A 15,244-nucleotide genomic window follows, 5' to 3' on the forward strand; every position below is an offset into this window, starting at 1 on the left:
CGGACGCTTGCCGCAAGCCAAGGGACCGCTTTGCCCCATTTTTTCTGGAGGGCCCATGAGCCTGCACGAACTGAACACCTTGCCGGGCGTCACCGCCCAACCTGACACCGCCACCTCGAACTTCGTCTTCAACCACACCATGCTGCGGGTCAAGGACATCACTCGGTCGCTGGACTTCTATACGCGCGTGCTGGGGTTTTCCCTGGTGGAAAAACGCGATTTCGCGGAAGCCGAATTCAGCCTGTACTTCCTTGCCCTCGTCGATAAAACGCAAATTCCAGCGGACGCCGCCGCGCGTACCCAGTGGATGAAATCGATTCCGGGCATCCTGGAACTGACCCACAACCACGGCACCGAAAACGACGCAGATTTCGCCTACCACGACGGCAACACTGACCCACGCGGTTTCGGTCATATCTGCATCTCGGTGCCGGATATCGTGGCCGCCTGCGAGCGTTTCGAAGCCCTGGGCTGCGATTTCCAGAAGCGCCTGACGGATGGCCGCATGAAAAGCATCGCCTTTATCAAGGACCCGGACGGGTACTGGGTCGAGATCATTCAGCCCGCGCCGCTGTAACGAAAAAACCCCATGATCGCTCATGGGGTTTTTCATTTTCAGGCTTGGTATCAAGCCGGAGCGGAGCTGCGGATCAAGTGATCGAAAGCACTCAGGGAGGTCTTGGCGCCCTCGCCTACCGCAATCACGATCTGCTTGTAAGGTACGGTCGTCACGTCACCGGCGGCAAACACGCCTGGCAGTGACGTTTCGCCACGGGCATCGACGATGATCTCGCCGCGTGGTGTCAGCTCCACGGTGCCTTTGAGCCAGTCGGTATTAGGCAGCAAGCCGATCTGCACAAAGATGCCTTCCAGGTCGAGGGTGTTGAACTCGCCGCTGTCGCGATCCTTGTACACGAGGCCGGTGACTTTCTGGCCGTCGCCTTTGACTTCACTGGTCAGCGCACTGGTGATCACGTCCACGTTCGGCAGGCTGTGCAACTTGCGTTGCAACACAGCGTCGGCGCGCAGTTTGCTGTCGAACTCGAGCAAAGTGACGTGGCTGACAATACCGGCCAGGTCGATGGCTGCTTCCACGCCAGAGTTACCGCCGCCGATCACCGCCACACGCTTGCCCTTGAACAGCGGGCCATCGCAGTGCGGGCAGAAGCACACGCCCTTGGCCTTGTATTGCTGCTCGCCCGGCACACCCATTTCACGCCAGCGGGCGCCAGTGGCCAGAATCACCGTTTTGGACTTGAGGGTGGCACCACTTTCGAAGCGAATTTCGTGCAGGTCACCGGCATTTTTTGCCGGGATCAGGCTGCTGGCGCGCTGCAGGTTCATGATGTCCACGTCGTACTGACGCACATGGGCTTCCAGGGCGCTGACCAGTTTCGGCCCTTCGGTTTCCTGCACCGAGATGAAGTTCTCGATGGACATGGTGTCCAGCACCTGGCCGCCAAAGCGCTCGGCTGCCACACCGGTACGAATGCCTTTGCGCGCAGCGTAGATGGCGGCCGAAGAACCCGCCGGGCCACCGCCTACGACCAGTACATCAAAGGCGTCCTTGGCACTGATTTTTTCGGCGGCTTTTTCGATGCCGCTGGTGTCGAGCTTGGCGAGGATCTCTTCCAGCCCCATGCGGCCCTGGCCGAAGTTCACGCCGTTCAAGTAGACGCTGGGCACCGCCATGACCTGGCGCTCATCGACTTCCGCCTGGAACAGCGCGCCGTCGATCGCGACGTGGCGGATGTTCGGGTTGAGCACGGCCATCAGGTTCAGCGCCTGGACGACATCCGGGCAGTTCTGGCAAGACAGCGAGAAGTAAGTCTCGAAGCTGAACTCGCCTTTAAGGGCGCGAATCTGTTCAATCACTTCGACACTGGCTTTCGAGGGGTGGCCGCCGACTTGCAGCAGGGCCAGCACCAGCGAAGTAAATTCATGGCCCATGGGGATGCCGGCAAAACGCAGGCTGATATAGGCACCCGGGCGGTTGATGGAGAACGACGGCTTGCGCGCGTCATTGCCATCGGTGTTCAGAGTGATCAGCGTGGTGAGGCTGGTCACGTCCTGCAAAAGGGCAAGCATTTCCTGGGATTTCGCGCCGTCATCGAGGGAGGCGACGATCTCAATCGGCTGGGTGACCCGTTCCAGGTATGACTTCAACTGAGCTTTAAGAGTGGCGTCCAACATACGGGCGATTTCCTTTGATTTCGGGTATAAAAAAACGCCCGAGCGAATCTCGCCCGGGCGTTTTTGAGGGCGGTTGCAGCTTACTGAGTAGGTGCGGATACCCGCCCTGGGTGCTTCACAGACTTAGATCTTGCCAACCAGGTCCAGGGACGGAGCCAGAGTGGCCTCGCCTTCTTTCCACTTGGCTGGGCACACTTCGCCCGGGTGGGCAGCGACGTACTGGGCAGCCTTGATTTTGCGCAGCAGCTCGGAAGCGTCACGGCCAACACCACCGTCGTTCAGCTCGACGATCTTGATCTGGCCTTCCGGGTTGATCACGAACGTACCGCGGTCCGCCAGGCCTGCTTCCTCGATCAGCACGTCGAAGTTGCGGGAGATGGTCAGGGTCGGGTCGCCGATCATGGTGTACTGGATCTTGCCGATGGCTGGCGAGGTGTTGTGCCAGGCAGCGTGCGCGAAGTGGGTGTCGGTGGACACGCTGTAGATCTCGACGCCCAGTTTCTGGAATTCGGCGTAGTTGTCAGCCAGGTCTTCCAGTTCGGTTGGGCAAACGAAGGTGAAGTCGGCTGGGTAGAAGAACACAACGGACCACTTGCCTTTCAGGTCAGCGTCGGTCACATCTACGAAGCTGCCGTTTTTGAATGCGGTGGCTTTGAACGGTTTTACTTGGCTGTTGATGATAGGCATCGTTGACTCTCCGTCAGGGGTTATGAAGTTGATGGGGTGAATCCTAACCACTCTTTGCGTCGATGGCTCATTGGCAAACCTGATGCTGGTGATTGGTTTTCCCTATCAGGTAGCTGTATTAATAGAAGAAATCTCACAGCAGCGGTTGGCTGGCCAGGGTCATGCCGGTAAAGGGGGTTGCCTCAACGTAGCGCATGGCCGATTTCATGTCGCGCCAGCCGACGTAACTCATCAACGACTTCAAGTCCCAGCCGCTGCGGTGAGCCCAGGTCGCAAAGCCCCGGCGCAATGAGTGGCTGGTGTATTGCTCGGCGGCAATCCCCGCACGCTCCAGCGCCTGGCGCAGCAATGGAATCACGCTGTTGGGATGCAAGCCCGCCTCGCCCAGGTTGCCCCAGCGGTCAATGCCGCGAAACACCGGGCCGCGCACCAGCGCCGAAGCGCTGAGCCATTCGCTGTAGGCCTGTACCGGGCACAGCCTCAAGAGTGCAGGCGTTTGGTAAGTCTTGCCGAGATTGTGCCGATCGCTTTTGCTGCGCGGCAGGTACAGGCTGATACCGGCGCCGGGCGTGGCCTGCACATGTTCGATCTGCAGGCGACACAGCTCATCACTGCGAAACCCGCGCCAGAACCCCAGCAGGATCAACGCAGTGTCGCGCCGGGCGCGCAGCAGTCGCGGCTGATCCTGTTGATCGCTCGCCTCCTGGGCCTCTGCCTGCAGAGAAGCCACCACCTGCTCCAAATGAATGAGTTGCAACGGCTCGGCCTGCTTCTCCTGAACCGGGTGCACGGCCCGAATGCCCTTGAGCACCTTGCGCACCACCGGCGTCCTGGTCGGATCGGGAAAACCCTGGCTGGTGTGCCACTGCGCCAACGCCGACAGGCGCAGCTTCAGCGTATTGACCGCCAGCACGCCTGCATGCGCCACCAGATAGCGCGCCACACTGTCGCTCGTCGCCGGCAGGAATCCGCCCCAATTCACTTCGAAATGTTCGATGGCCGCGCGATAGCTGCGGCGCGTGTTGTCGCGGGTGGCGGCGTTGAGATACCGCTCCAGATCGCTCATGGCAGGCCTATTCGTACTGATGGCAGGGGTTTTCGCGCTCACAACGCACATGACACGGGATAATACGCCAATATCCCACCTGTTAAATCATGAATTTAAAGACCCTTTTATTTATGATACGGTATGTAAATACATACTCTGTACCACAGTACGAAATCGACGGAGACCCCATGGCTCGTGGCGGCATTAATAAGGCAGTAGTGCAGACGGCGCGCACGGCGATCATCGCCCGCGGCGAAAACCCCAGCATCGACGCGGTACGCATCGAGATGGGCAATACCGGTTCGAAAACCACTATTCATCGGTATTTGAAGGAGCTGGACGAGAGCGAAACCCGGGCGACCATCACCCAGGCGCCCATCGACGACGAGCTGAGCGAGCTGGTGTCACGGCTGGCCCAGCGCCTCAAGGAGAAAGCCCAGGAGCCAATTGACCTGGCCCAGGCGCGGTTCGAACAGGACAAAGCCGCCCTGCTCGGCCAACTCGAAGAACTCGAGCTTGCCCACGGCCAGCTCAAGCAGCAGTTCGATATCCAGGCCGCAGCGCTTGCCGAAGAAAGTGCTGCACTGCAGACCGCCAGCACCAGCCTGCAAACCGAGCAGACACGCAACGCCGGGCTCAGCCAGGCGTGCAGCGATTACGAGTTGAGGATTAACGATAAAGACGAACAGATCCGCTCGCTGGAGGAAAAACACCTGCACGCCCGCGATGCACTGGAGCACTACCGCAACGCCATCAAGGAACAGCGCGAGCAGGAGCAGCGTCGTCACGAGGGCCAGGTGCAGCAGGTGCAGGCCGAGCTGCGCCAGGCGCAGCAAAGCGCGATGGTGCGTCAGGACGAGATCACCCAGTTGCACCGTGACAACGAGCGCCTGCTGATCGAGCACCGCGTCACGGCCAGGGAACTGAATGCACTGCAGGAACAGACCCGCGAAGACCAGGCCCGGCAACTCGCGCTGAGCGAACAGGTAAACCGGATTGAAAGCGAACGCGCCCTGCTGCAGGAACGTCTGCGCGTGGCCATGCTGGACAGCCAGTCACGCCAGGACGCGTTGGCCGAGCATCAACAAAAGAACAAGACGCTGGAACTGGACCTGATCAAGGCCCAGGCCAGCATCGAGGCGCTACGCCTGGCGGCCGTCGTTGCGACGACGCCAGAGGCAACGCCTGACGCCTGATCAATCGACTACAGGCGTGCGCATGGTGACGAACTCTTCAGCGGCCGTGGGGTGCACGCCGATGGTTTCGTCGAAATGCTGCTTGGTCGCGCCCGCCTTGAGCGCGATCGCCAGGCCCTGCACGATTTCGCCGGCATCGGGGCCGACTATGTGGCAACCCAGCACCTTGTCGGTGTCGGCGTCGACCACCAGTTTCATCAGGGTCTTTTCCTGGCAATCGGTAAGCGTGAGCTTCATTGGCCGGAAGCGGCTTTCAAACACCTTCACCCTGTGGCCCTGCTCTTTCGCATCTTCTTCGGTCAGGCCAACGGTGCCGATGTTCGGCAAACTGAACACTGCCGTCGGAATCATCGCGTAATCCACCGGGCGATACTGCTCGGGCTTGAACAGGCGACGTGCCACCGCCATGCCTTCAGCCAGGGCCACCGGGGTCAGCTGCACACGACCGATCACATCGCCAATCGCCAGGATCGACGCTTCAGCGGTCTGGTACAGGTCATCCACTTCGACGAAGCCGCGCTTGTCCAGTTTGACGTCGGTATTTTCCAGGCCAAGGTTATCCAGCATCGGCCGGCGGCCCGTGGCGTAGAACACGCAATCGGCTTCCAGCACGCGACCATCCTTGAGCGTGGCCTTGAGGCTGCCATCGGCCTGCTTGTCGATACGCGCGATATCGGCATTGAACTGCAGGTCCAGGCCGCGCTTGGTCAGCTCTTCTTTCAGGTGGGTTCGCACCGAGCCATCGAAGCCGCGCAGGAACAGGTCGCCGCGATACAGCAGCGATGTACTGGCGCCGAGCCCGTGGAAGATCCCGGCAAACTCGACCGCGATGTAGCCACCGCCCACCACCAGTACGCGCTTGGGCAGCTCTTTGAGGAAGAAGGCTTCGTTGGAGCCAATTGCGTGTTCGCGCCCCGGAATCTCCGGGATCTGCGGCCAGCCACCGGTAGCGATCAGGATGTGTTTGGCGGTGAACCGCTCGCCATTGATTTCCACCTGATGGGGGTCAACCAGTCGCGCATGCCCTTCGTGCAGGGTCACGCCACTGTCGACCAGCAGCTTGCGGTAGATGCCATTGAGGCGGTTGATCTCGCGATCCTTGTTGGCGATCAACGTCGCCCAATCGAAGTTCGCTTCACCCAGGGACCAGCCAAAACCACTGGCCTGCTCGAAATCTTCGGCAAAATGTGCGCCGTACACCAACAGCTTTTTCGGCACGCAACCGACGTTGACGCAGGTACCGCCCAGGTAGCGGCTTTCGGCCACGGCCACTTTGGCACCAAAGCCTGCGGCAAAACGGGCCGCACGAACACCGCCGGAACCGGCGCCAATTACATACAGGTCAAAATCGTAGGCCATTTCATTCTCCTCGGCAGCACATCAGCATACCGACTTAGATGGGGCTGAAAAACGAAAAAGCCACCCGGGGGTGGCTTTCTCTTTAAACACAACGACGCAGGCGTGAATCAGTAAGCCTTGCCCGTCTTGTAGAAGTGCTCGTAGCAGAAGTTGGTGGCTTCGATGTAGCCTTCGGCGCCGCCGCAGTCAAAACGCTGGCCCTTGAATTTGTAGGCAATCACGCAACCGTCTTTAGCTTGCTTGAGCAGGGCGTCGGTGATCTGGATTTCACCGCCCTTGCCTGGCTCGGTTTCTTCGATCAACTTGAAGATGTCCGGGGTCAGGATGTAACGACCGATGATCGCCAGGTTCGATGGCGCGTCTTCCGGCGCTGGCTTCTCGACCATGTCGCGGACGCGGATCAGGCCATCACCAATGTCGTCGCCGGCGATAACGCCGTACTTGTTGGTCTCGGCCGGGTTGACCTCCATCACAGCCACGATGGTGCAACGGTATTTCTGGTAAAGCTTGACCATCTGGGTCAGCACGCCGTCGCCTTCCAGGTTGACGCACAGGTCATCAGCCAGGACCACGGCGAACGGTTCGTCACCGATCAGTGGGCGGCCGGTGAGGATGGCATGGCCAAGGCCTTTCATCTGGGTTTGACGGGTGTAGGAGAACGAGCACTCGTCGAGCAGCTTGCGAATACCGACCAGGTATTTTTCCTTGTCGGTGCCCTTGATCTGGTTTTCCAGCTCGTAGCTGATGTCGAAGTGATCTTCCAGCGCGCGCTTGCCGCGACCGGTGACGATGGAAATTTCATTCAGACCGGCATCCAGTGCCTCTTCGACGCCGTACTGGATCAGTGGCTTGTTTACCACCGGCAGCATCTCTTTGGGCATGGCCTTGGTCGCTGGCAAGAAGCGAGTGCCGTAACCGGCTGCTGGGAACAAGCATTTCTTGATCATATGAGTCCTTACAAAGGGCTGTGCGTACGGAATTCGGCGCAGTCTAATGACGCCGCAGTCACCTTACAATGGGTCCTGCTGGCGTTGCGATAGCAACATAGAGAAAAATTTTCTGCGTAAGTTCCGCATATCTTGTGACAAGTGCCCTCACCCACGCTATGGATATGCAATAACTTGGGCCGCCATGCAACGTTTGGCGCTATCATTGCGACCTTGAATCACATCATGAGACGGTTAATAGATGTCAGAACCCAAAGGCGTAAATGGCTACCTGATCACCCAGCGAGCGGACGGCTGGCACCTGATCAACTTCCACGGTGACAGCGTCGCAGGCGTATTCGCCAGCGAGAGCATGGCCATTGCCGTTGCCGAAGTGTTCGTGGATGAGGCAGGCCATGCGTCCAGCAAGCGGCCCAAGGGCAAATAAGCCTTAAAGCCCTGCACAAAAAGCCCCGATAATCGGGGCTTTTTTGTGTTTGTCTGTACCAAGATGGCAGATCGCTATAATCTTGCGCAAACGCCCCACGACAGTGTCAGCGCCCCCTCTATAACACCTTCGACGACGACCCCACCATGAACAAGATCCTGACACTGATTGCAGTACTGGCGCTGGCCGGTTGCACCACCACCTCTGACGTGATCCTCAAAAATGGCGAACAAGGCCTGACCATCGATTGCTCAGGCGAAGTCAACTCCTGGGCCAGTTGTTACGAGAAGGCCGATGCCTCCTGCGCCGGCACCGGTTACCGCATCATCGGCACCGAAGGCACGCCTGCACTGAGCGAAGAAGACAAGACGCTCGGCAAGGATGTCGGCAATTTCAAGGGCCGCAGTGTAGTGGTCGTCTGCAAATAGGCGCTGCGCCCCTGCTGTACCCCTATAGTTGAATCTCGGCAAAGCGGATGCCCAGCCCTCGCAGCGTCTCGGTCAAATCATCCAGGCGCGCGAAGGACTCCACTTCATCCTGATCATCCACCAGGAAAAAACTGCGGCCGCCGCTTTTTTTGAAGAAGACGATCCATTCACCCAGATCGGCAGGGTTCTGGATAATGTGAGTGGCAGAAATCAGGCCCTCGGCCTGACAGCTTGTGACGTGTTCACGTTTCATGACGGCGTTCCAAAAACACACAAATGCCGCTTGGCCTCAAGGGTCGAGCGGCATTTTTATCGGATTCAAAAGGTTGGACCTGTTACAGCACTCAGCCGGAGATGCAATCTTCCCCGGCTTTCTTCACGTCACCCGGGCGGATCGGCACATTGGACATGCTCTCGTACAGCTTGATGCTACTGCCACTGGAACGGTCTTCAATCTCGAAAATCGCCGAAGGGTCAGACGAGAATTTCTGTGGCACGATCACCTGTACCCCGTTCTTGTGCGGCTCTATCTGCGATGGCCGACGCGTGCTGGACAACTTCTGCACAATGCACGCCGCATAATCCTGCGGTTTCTTTCCGGAAATCACCGCCAGCGTGGGCGGGGTCTGCTTGATGTCTGCAACCGAAGCACACCCGCCGATCGCCAACGCCAGAACCAACACACTCCACTTCATACAAAAACCTCCGATAAAGATCCTACGACAGCGGGCATGGGAATTTTCTCCCGCAAAAGTAGGACTTTTCTCTGATAGCGGGTAGATAAACTGTTTTAAATTGTCGAAGTCGTCGACGACGGCCCGATAATAAACGCGCTGGGGCTGATAAACTCCATCTTAACCTACGTATCGTTCTGATTTTTCAGAAAAAGCCCTTCTGGAGACACCTCATGAAATTCATCCACCAGCGTGAGCACCTCAATGAGGGAGACATTGTCGTCATCGAATGCTCGCAAACTTGTAATATCCGTCTGATGAGCGATGCGAACTTTCGCAGCTTCAAGAACGGCGGCCGCCACACTTACCACGGTGGCGCCTTCGATCAGTTCCCGGCCAAAATCACCGCGCCGAGCACCGGTTTCTGGAACATCACCCTGGACGTGGTCACCCGTCGCGCCATCAGCGTTACCCGCAAACCGGCGCTGTCCCACAAGATCCGCATCGTCCGCCGTACCAGCAGCAAGCTGAGCTGACCCGCGCACTGACAGGAATAAAGCTGTGACCACTACCACCAAATACGTCATCAAGTACAAGCTCAACGGCCAACGCCGCTTTGAGTTCGCCCAGCTTGAGTCCAAAAGCATTGAAGAAGCCAGGCAAGCGCTGGCGAAAATTCACCATGCCGACGACGAAATCAGCGAAATCACCGTGAGCAAGGCGCTGTAAGCCCATGGCCGGCCCCACTGCCGATCTGTTTGCCGACGAGGCCTTGCAGCAACCGGCAAGCCGCGAGCAGATCGGCGAACAATCCTGGGTGCTCAGAGGCTTTGCCTTGCCATGGATTGATCGCCTGCTGCCCGAGCTGAGAAGCGTACTGGCCCGCTCGCCCTTTCGCAGAATGGTCACACCCGGCGGCTTTACCATGTCGGCGGCGCTGAGCAGCTGTGGCGCATTGGGCTGGACCACCGACAGCAGCGGTTACCGCTACAGCCCGATTGATCCCCACAACCAACAGCCCTGGCCTGCCCTGCCCGATGCCTTGCGCCAACTGGCCGAGCAGGCGGCGGCGAGCGCAGGCTTCAGCGACTTCGCACCGGATGCCTGCCTGATCAACCGTTACGTGCCCGGCGCCAAAATGTCCTTGCACCAGGACAAGAACGAACGCCACTACCGTGCGCCGGTGGTGTCGGTGTCCCTCGGGCTGCCGGCGATCTTTCTGTTCGGCGGCCACGCGCGCAGTGACAAGCCGCAAAAAGTTTCCTTGTTCCATGGCGATGTGGTGGTCTGGGGCGGTGTCGATCGCTTGCGTTTTCATGGGGTGATGCCGATCAAGGACGGCGAGCACCCGGTCATGGGTGCGCAACGCATCAACCTCACCTTTCGTACTGCCGGCTGATTTGACCGCAAGCTTCAGAGTGCCACGGGCCATCCGTGCAGCTAATCTGCCGGTGAACCGTCAAGAGTCCAGGCCATGAACATTGAACAAGACCCACGCTGGGCCGCTGTCCTCGCCCGAGACCCCAAGGCCGACAACCTGTTTGTCTACGGCGTCAGAACCACCGGCGTCTATTGCCGGCCCAGCAGCAGCGCACGCCGGCCGCGCCCGGAGAACGTCGAGTTTTTTGACACCCCTCAACAAGCCGAGGCGGCCGGTTATCGGCCGAATAAACGCACCGAAGGCGCCACCCAGCATGCCCGACTGGTAGCCGACGCGTGTCGCCAGATCGAACAGGCCGACACCGAACCCCGCCTTGAAACCCTGGCCCTGCAGGCCGGGTTGAGCCCCTTCCATTTTCACCGGGTGTTCAAATCGGTCACCGGCCTCACGCCCAAGGGCTATGCGCGCGCCGAACGCTCACGCAGAGTGCGCGCCAGCCTCACGCAGCAAGGCAGCGTCACGGACGCGCTGTACGATGCAGGCTTCAACTCCAACAGCCGCTTTTATGAGTCGGCCGGGCAAATGCTGGGCATGAAACCCAGTGACTACAAGGCCGGCGGCACCAACAGCGAAATCCGTTTTGCCGTGGGTGAATGCTCGCTGGGCGCGATTCTGGTAGCGCAAAGCCTGCGAGGCGTGTGCGCGATTCTGCTGGGCGACGATCCGAATGCGCTGGTGCAAGACCTTCAGGACAAGTTCCCCAAGGCCGAACTGGTCGGCGCGGATCACGACTTCGAACAGCTGATCGCTCAGGTCGTGGGCTTTATCGAAGCGCCTGGCCTGGGCCTGAACCTGCCGCTGGACCTGCGCGGCACGGCGTTTCAGGAACGGGTGTGGCAGGCCTTGCGCGATATTCCGCCGGGCAGCACCGCCAGTTATGCGCAGATCGCCCAACGCATCGGCGCGCCCACGTCATTCCGTGCGGTGGCGCAAGCCTGCGGGGCCAACAGCCTGGCGGTGGCGATTCCCTGTCACCGCGTGGTGCGCAGCAACGGCGATTTGAGTGGTTATCGCTGGGGCGTGGAGCGCAAGCGGCAGCTATTGGAACGAGAACGCGAGGGTTGAACGGACTGGCCGGATGAGCATGGCCCTGTTAAAACAGCGAACCGTCTTACTTACGCTGGAGACCCATCCCATGAGCACCTGGCCAGACACCCGCATTCTCGACCTGCTGGGCATCGAAGTGCCCATTATCCAGGCGCCCATGGCCGGCGCCACCACCACCGCCATGGTCATCGCCGCCAACGAAGCCGGTGCGCTGGGCTCAATGCCTGCCGCGGCGCTGAGCATCGAGCAACTTCGTGAAGCGCTGACCACGATTCGTCAGGCAGGCAACCGGCCAATCAACGTCAATTTTTTCTGCCATCAACCGCCCGCGCCAGACGAAGCGCGGGATAACCACTGGAAAGCGTTGCTCGAACCCTACTACCGCGAACTCGGTGCCGACTTTGATGCGCCAACGCCCGTGTCCAACCGCGCACCGTTTAACGACGAAGCGTGTCGGGTGGTCGAAGCGTTTCGGCCCGAGGTGGTGAGCTTTCACTTTGGCTTGCCGGAAAAATCTCTGCTCGATCGGGTCAAAGATACCGGTGCCAAGGTGCTGTCGTCGGCCACCACCGTTGAGGAAGCCCTCTGGCTGGAGCAACATGGCTGCGACGCCATCATCGCCATGGGCATTGAGGCCGGCGGGCACCGTGGGATGTTTCTGAGTGACGACCTCGATAGCCAGATCGGCCTGTTTGCCTTGTTGCCGCAAGTTGTCGACGCCGTCAGCGTGCCGGTGATCGCCGCCGGTGGCATTGCTGACGCGCGCGGCATTGTCGCGGCCTTTGCCCTGGGCGCGTCAGCGGTGCAGATCGGCACGGCGTATCTGTTTACGCCGCAGGCCACCGTGACGGACTCCCATCACCATGCGCTGCGCCATGCCCAGGCCAGCGAGACTGCCCTCACCAACCTGTTCACGGGCCGCCCGGCGCGAGGCATCGTCAACCGGGTCATGCGTGAACTCGGCGCGATGAACCCCGCAGCACCTGCGTTTCCCAAGGCCGGCGGTGCCTTGATGCCGCTCAAGGCCAGGGACGAAGCGGGCTTCAGCAACTTGTGGGCCGGTCAGGCAGTGCGCCTGGGCAAAGACATTTCAACCTGCGCGCTGACCCGCGAACTGGCCGAACAAGCCCTGGCAAAACTGCAGTAGGTACTTCGCGCTGTACCGACAATGGCCAGGCGCTATATATTTGCCTACACAGCGATTGCGCCATGACGCGCCGCCCACCCTCTAAGGAGCTGCAGCATGAAGATTCACGCCCCTCGCCTGGCCGTCCTGGTCGCGGCCCTCGCCTTCGGGTCAGCCCAGGCCGATGAAGTCCAGGTGGCCGTGGCCGCCAACTTCACCGCGCCGATCCAGGCGATTGCCGCCGACTTCGAAAAAGACACCGGCCACAAGCTAGTTGCGTCCTACGGGGCAACGGGGCAGTTCTACACCCAGATCAAGAACGGCGCGCCGTTCGACGTGTTCCTGAGCGCCGACGACACCACCGCACAAAAACTCGAAAACGAAGGCGACACGGTCAAGGGCTCGCGCTTCACCTACGCCGTGGGCACCCTCGCGCTGTGGTCGGCCAAGGACGGTTATGTGGACGCCAAGGGCGAGGTACTCAAGGAAAATCAGTTCAGACACCTGTCCATCGCCAATCCGAAAGCTGCGCCTTACGGCCTGGCCGCCACCCAGGTGCTGGCCAAACAGGGCCTGACCGAGCAGGTCAAGGACAAGCTGGTTGAGGGCCAGAACATCACCCAGGCCTACCAGTTCGTGTCCACCGGCAACGCCGAACTGGGGTTTGTCGCCTTGTCGCAGATCTATAAGGACGGCAAGGTCACGCACGGTTCGGCTTGGATTGTTCCTGCTTCACTGCATGACCCGATCAAACAGGACGCCGTGATCCTCACCAGGGGCAAAGACAACGCCGCAGCCAAGGCCCTCGTTGACTACCTCAAGGGACCCAAAGCCGCAGCCGTCATCAAGTCCTACGGTTACGAGCTGTAAATGCCGCTGTCGAGCGCCGATTTTTCCGCGATCTGGTTGACCGTCAAACTGGCGTCACTCACCACCGTGATCCTGCTGTTGATCGGCACCCCGATTGCGCTGTGGCTGTCGCGCACCCGCTCGTGGTGGCGCGGGCCCATCGGTGCGGTTGTCGCCCTGCCGTTGGTGCTGCCGCCCACGGTAATCGGCTTTTACCTGCTGTTGACCATGGGGCCCCACGGCTACGTCGGCCAGTTCACCCAATGGCTGGGCCTGGGCACCCTCACCTTCAGTTTCGCCGGGCTGGTGATCGGCTCGGTCATCTATTCCATGCCCTTCGTGGTGCAGCCGTTGCAAAACGCGTTTTCTGCCATTGGCACGCGCCCACTGGAGGTCGCTGCCACCTTGCGCGCCAATCCCTGGGACACGTTTTTCACGGTGATCCTGCCCCTCGCACGCCCTGGATTCATCACCGCCTCTATCCTCGGTTTTGCCCATACCGTCGGGGAGTTCGGCGTGGTGCTGATGATCGGCGGCAATATCCCGGACAAGACCCGGGTGGTGTCGGTGCAGATCTACGATCATGTCGAAGCCATGGAATATGCCCAGGCTCATTGGCTGGCGGGCGCCATGGTGGTGTTTGCATTCGTCGTGCTGCTGGCGCTTTATTCCAGCCGTAAAACCCGCATGGGCTGGAGCTGATGTCGATGATCGAAGTACGTCTGCACAGGAAGTACCCAGGTTTTGCGCTGGATGTGGATTTGCACCTGCCCGGGCGCGGTGTGACGGCGCTGTACGGGCACTCCGGCTCCGGCAAGACCACTTGCCTGCGCTGCATCGCCGGGCTGGAGCGCGCCGAACACGGGTTTATCCAAGTCAACGACGAGGTCTGGCAGGACAGCCGCAACGGGCTGTTTGTGCCGCCGCATAAACGCGCGTTGGGCTACGTGTTTCAGGAAGCCAGCCTGTTTCCTCACCTGTCGGTGCGGGCCAATCTCGAATTCGGCCTCAAGCGCATCCCGCGCCAGGCGCGCCGTGTCGATATGGCCCAGGCCACCCAATTACTGGGCATCGGCCATCTGCTCGAGCGCAATCCCGAGCACCTGTCCGGCGGTGAACGTCAGCGCATCGGCATCGCCCGCGCCCTGCTCACCAGTCCCAGGCTGTTGCTGATGGACGAACCGCTGGCCGCCCTCGACAGCCAGCGCAAGGGCGAAATCCTGCCGTACCTGGAACGGTTGCACGACGAACTGGATATTCCGCTGCTCTACGTCAGCCACGCCCAGGATGAGGTCGCGCGCCTGGCCGATCACATCGTGTTGCTCAGCGACGGCAAGGCGCTGGCCAGCGGCCCGATCGGCGAAACCCTGGCGCGCCTGGACCTGCCTCTGGCGCGGGGCGACGATGCCGGCGTGGTGATCCACGGCACCGTCAGCGCCTATGACGCAGCCTACCAGTTGCTCACCCTGCAACTGCCCGACAGCGCCTTGCACATGCGCGTCGCCCACGCGCCGCTGGCACTGGGTCGGGCGCTGCGGGTGAAAGTGCAGGCGCGGGATGTGAGCCTGAGCCTGCAGGCCCAGGAGCACAGCAGCATCCTCAACCGCCTGCCGGTGACGGTCACCGAGGAAATCGCCGCGGACAACAGCGCCCACGTGCTGGTGCGCCTGGACGCCGGCGGCACACCGCTGCTGGCACGGATCACGCGGTACTCCCGCGACCAGTTGCAACTGCATCCCGGGCAGGCGCTGTGGGCACAGATCAAGGCAGTCGCGGTGCTGGCGTAACCATTTGGCACGACCGCACATCGCTGCGGTCAATC

Annotated in this window: 19 protein-coding genes; 12 read left to right on the plus strand and 7 right to left on the minus strand. The window is 60.4% G+C overall.

What is annotated here, in order from left to right; translation table 11 throughout:
* The first annotated feature begins 55 nt into the window (after positions 1–55).
* The gene (gene gloA, locus RHM60_RS03255; RefSeq protein WP_209982046.1) at positions 56–577 is read left to right on the plus strand and encodes a lactoylglutathione lyase; all 522 of its coding nucleotides are present in this window, start codon (positions 56–58) and stop codon (positions 575–577) included.
* A gap of 50 nt (positions 578–627) precedes the next feature.
* On the opposite strand, the gene ahpF is transcribed toward gloA, so the two are convergent.
* From ahpF to RHM60_RS03270, 3 genes are all read right to left on the minus strand, one after another.
* Positions 628–2,193, minus strand: coding sequence for an alkyl hydroperoxide reductase subunit F (gene ahpF / locus RHM60_RS03260; protein ID WP_322213591.1), 1,566 nt, complete (start codon positions 2,191–2,193; stop codon positions 628–630).
* Positions 2,194–2,316: 123 nt separating this feature from the next.
* Entirely contained in the window at positions 2,317–2,880 is a 564-nt protein-coding gene (ahpC, locus tag RHM60_RS03265; RefSeq protein WP_003191303.1) for an alkyl hydroperoxide reductase subunit C, read from the minus strand.
* A gap of 133 nt (positions 2,881–3,013) precedes the next feature.
* Positions 3,014–3,946, minus strand: coding sequence for a site-specific integrase (locus RHM60_RS03270; protein ID WP_231421301.1), 933 nt, complete (start codon positions 3,944–3,946; stop codon positions 3,014–3,016).
* Positions 3,947–4,116: 170 nt separating this feature from the next.
* Between RHM60_RS03270 and RHM60_RS03275 the strand changes: the two genes are divergently transcribed.
* Entirely contained in the window at positions 4,117–5,124 is a 1,008-nt protein-coding gene (locus RHM60_RS03275; protein WP_322213612.1) for a DNA-binding protein, read from the plus strand.
* On the opposite strand, the gene gorA is transcribed toward RHM60_RS03275, so the two are convergent.
* Both gorA and galU read right to left on the minus strand, forming a co-directional pair.
* A complete protein-coding gene (gene gorA, locus RHM60_RS03280) occupies positions 5,125–6,483 on the minus strand; it encodes a glutathione-disulfide reductase (RefSeq protein ID WP_322213613.1) in 1,359 nt (452 codons plus the stop codon).
* A 107-nt stretch (positions 6,484–6,590) separates the two neighbouring features.
* Positions 6,591–7,430, minus strand: a complete 840-nt coding sequence (galU, locus tag RHM60_RS03285) for a UTP--glucose-1-phosphate uridylyltransferase GalU (RefSeq protein ID WP_003230743.1) — start codon at positions 7,428–7,430, stop codon at positions 6,591–6,593.
* Positions 7,431–7,671: 241 nt separating this feature from the next.
* On the opposite strand from galU, the gene RHM60_RS03290 reads away from it, so the two are divergent.
* Together RHM60_RS03290 and RHM60_RS03295 are read left to right on the plus strand one after the other, a co-directional pair.
* Positions 7,672–7,857 carry a hypothetical protein gene (locus RHM60_RS03290; protein WP_209982057.1) on the plus strand — a complete coding sequence of 62 codons (186 nt, stop codon included), beginning with the start codon at positions 7,672–7,674 and terminating at the stop codon, positions 7,855–7,857.
* 146 nt (positions 7,858–8,003) lie between these two features.
* On the plus strand, positions 8,004–8,285 hold the full coding sequence (locus RHM60_RS03295) for a hypothetical protein (protein WP_322213614.1): 282 nt from the start codon (positions 8,004–8,006) through the stop codon (positions 8,283–8,285).
* A gap of 22 nt (positions 8,286–8,307) precedes the next feature.
* Here RHM60_RS03295 and RHM60_RS03300 read toward each other — a convergent pair whose 3' ends face one another.
* Both RHM60_RS03300 and RHM60_RS03305 read right to left on the minus strand, forming a co-directional pair.
* Entirely contained in the window at positions 8,308–8,538 is a 231-nt protein-coding gene (locus RHM60_RS03300) for a hypothetical protein (protein WP_209982060.1), read from the minus strand.
* A gap of 91 nt (positions 8,539–8,629) precedes the next feature.
* Positions 8,630–8,980 carry a hypothetical protein gene (locus RHM60_RS03305; RefSeq protein WP_209982062.1) on the minus strand — a complete coding sequence of 117 codons (351 nt, stop codon included), beginning with the start codon at positions 8,978–8,980 and terminating at the stop codon, positions 8,630–8,632.
* Positions 8,981–9,192: 212 nt separating this feature from the next.
* Between RHM60_RS03305 and RHM60_RS03310 the strand changes: the two genes are divergently transcribed.
* The 8 genes from RHM60_RS03310 to modC all read left to right on the plus strand — a co-directional run bounded on the left by RHM60_RS03310 (position 9,193) and on the right by modC (position 15,209).
* A complete protein-coding gene (locus tag RHM60_RS03310) occupies positions 9,193–9,495 on the plus strand; it encodes a DUF1883 domain-containing protein (RefSeq protein ID WP_003230751.1) in 303 nt (100 codons plus the stop codon).
* A gap of 25 nt (positions 9,496–9,520) precedes the next feature.
* Positions 9,521–9,688: a hypothetical protein gene (locus RHM60_RS03315; protein WP_209982064.1), complete on the plus strand. Its 168-nt coding sequence runs from the start codon at positions 9,521–9,523 to the stop codon at positions 9,686–9,688.
* A gap of 4 nt (positions 9,689–9,692) precedes the next feature.
* Positions 9,693–10,358, plus strand: a complete 666-nt coding sequence (gene alkB / locus RHM60_RS03320) for a DNA oxidative demethylase AlkB (RefSeq protein WP_322213615.1) — start codon at positions 9,693–9,695, stop codon at positions 10,356–10,358.
* A gap of 75 nt (positions 10,359–10,433) precedes the next feature.
* Entirely contained in the window at positions 10,434–11,465 is a 1,032-nt protein-coding gene (gene ada, locus RHM60_RS03325; RefSeq protein ID WP_322213616.1) for a bifunctional DNA-binding transcriptional regulator/O6-methylguanine-DNA methyltransferase Ada, read from the plus strand.
* 70 nt (positions 11,466–11,535) lie between these two features.
* Positions 11,536–12,594 carry an NAD(P)H-dependent flavin oxidoreductase gene (locus RHM60_RS03330; protein ID WP_231421306.1) on the plus strand — a complete coding sequence of 353 codons (1,059 nt, stop codon included), beginning with the start codon at positions 11,536–11,538 and terminating at the stop codon, positions 12,592–12,594.
* A gap of 96 nt (positions 12,595–12,690) precedes the next feature.
* Positions 12,691–13,443, plus strand: coding sequence for a molybdate ABC transporter substrate-binding protein (gene modA / locus RHM60_RS03335; RefSeq protein WP_231421307.1), 753 nt, complete (start codon positions 12,691–12,693; stop codon positions 13,441–13,443).
* Positions 13,444–14,124 carry a molybdate ABC transporter permease subunit gene (gene modB / locus RHM60_RS03340; RefSeq protein ID WP_209982075.1) on the plus strand — a complete coding sequence of 227 codons (681 nt, stop codon included), beginning with the start codon at positions 13,444–13,446 and terminating at the stop codon, positions 14,122–14,124.
* Positions 14,125–14,129: 5 nt separating this feature from the next.
* Complete coding sequence (gene modC, locus RHM60_RS03345) at positions 14,130–15,209, plus strand: molybdenum ABC transporter ATP-binding protein (protein WP_231421308.1); 1,080 nt, start codon at positions 14,130–14,132, stop codon at positions 15,207–15,209.
* Positions 15,210–15,244 lie beyond the last annotated feature (35 nt).

Origin of the sequence: Pseudomonas sp. MH9.3 (genome assembly GCF_034354675.1) — a bacterium.
Taxonomy (GTDB): Bacteria; Pseudomonadota; Gammaproteobacteria; order Pseudomonadales; family Pseudomonadaceae; genus Aquipseudomonas.

Coding starts and splice junctions, on each gene's coding strand:
- gloA (WP_209982046.1), top strand. CDS start 56: ATGAGCCTGCACGAACTGAACACCTTGCCGGGCGTCACCGCCCAACCT.
- ahpF (WP_322213591.1), bottom strand. CDS start 2,193: ATGTTGGACGCCACTCTTAAAGCTCAGTTGAAGTCATACCTGGAACGG.
- ahpC (WP_003191303.1), bottom strand. CDS start 2,880: ATGCCTATCATCAACAGCCAAGTAAAACCGTTCAAAGCCACCGCATTC.
- RHM60_RS03270 (WP_231421301.1), bottom strand. CDS start 3,946: ATGAGCGATCTGGAGCGGTATCTCAACGCCGCCACCCGCGACAACACG.
- RHM60_RS03275 (WP_322213612.1), top strand. CDS start 4,117: ATGGCTCGTGGCGGCATTAATAAGGCAGTAGTGCAGACGGCGCGCACG.
- gorA (WP_322213613.1), bottom strand. CDS start 6,483: ATGGCCTACGATTTTGACCTGTATGTAATTGGCGCCGGTTCCGGCGGT.
- galU (WP_003230743.1), bottom strand. CDS start 7,430: ATGATCAAGAAATGCTTGTTCCCAGCAGCCGGTTACGGCACTCGCTTC.
- RHM60_RS03290 (WP_209982057.1), top strand. CDS start 7,672: ATGTCAGAACCCAAAGGCGTAAATGGCTACCTGATCACCCAGCGAGCG.
- RHM60_RS03295 (WP_322213614.1), top strand. CDS start 8,004: ATGAACAAGATCCTGACACTGATTGCAGTACTGGCGCTGGCCGGTTGC.
- RHM60_RS03300 (WP_209982060.1), bottom strand. CDS start 8,538: ATGAAACGTGAACACGTCACAAGCTGTCAGGCCGAGGGCCTGATTTCT.
- RHM60_RS03305 (WP_209982062.1), bottom strand. CDS start 8,980: ATGAAGTGGAGTGTGTTGGTTCTGGCGTTGGCGATCGGCGGGTGTGCT.
- RHM60_RS03310 (WP_003230751.1), top strand. CDS start 9,193: ATGAAATTCATCCACCAGCGTGAGCACCTCAATGAGGGAGACATTGTC.
- alkB (WP_322213615.1), top strand. CDS start 9,693: ATGGCCGGCCCCACTGCCGATCTGTTTGCCGACGAGGCCTTGCAGCAA.
- ada (WP_322213616.1), top strand. CDS start 10,434: ATGAACATTGAACAAGACCCACGCTGGGCCGCTGTCCTCGCCCGAGAC.
- RHM60_RS03330 (WP_231421306.1), top strand. CDS start 11,536: ATGAGCACCTGGCCAGACACCCGCATTCTCGACCTGCTGGGCATCGAA.
- modA (WP_231421307.1), top strand. CDS start 12,691: ATGAAGATTCACGCCCCTCGCCTGGCCGTCCTGGTCGCGGCCCTCGCC.
- modB (WP_209982075.1), top strand. CDS start 13,444: ATGCCGCTGTCGAGCGCCGATTTTTCCGCGATCTGGTTGACCGTCAAA.
- modC (WP_231421308.1), top strand. CDS start 14,130: ATGATCGAAGTACGTCTGCACAGGAAGTACCCAGGTTTTGCGCTGGAT.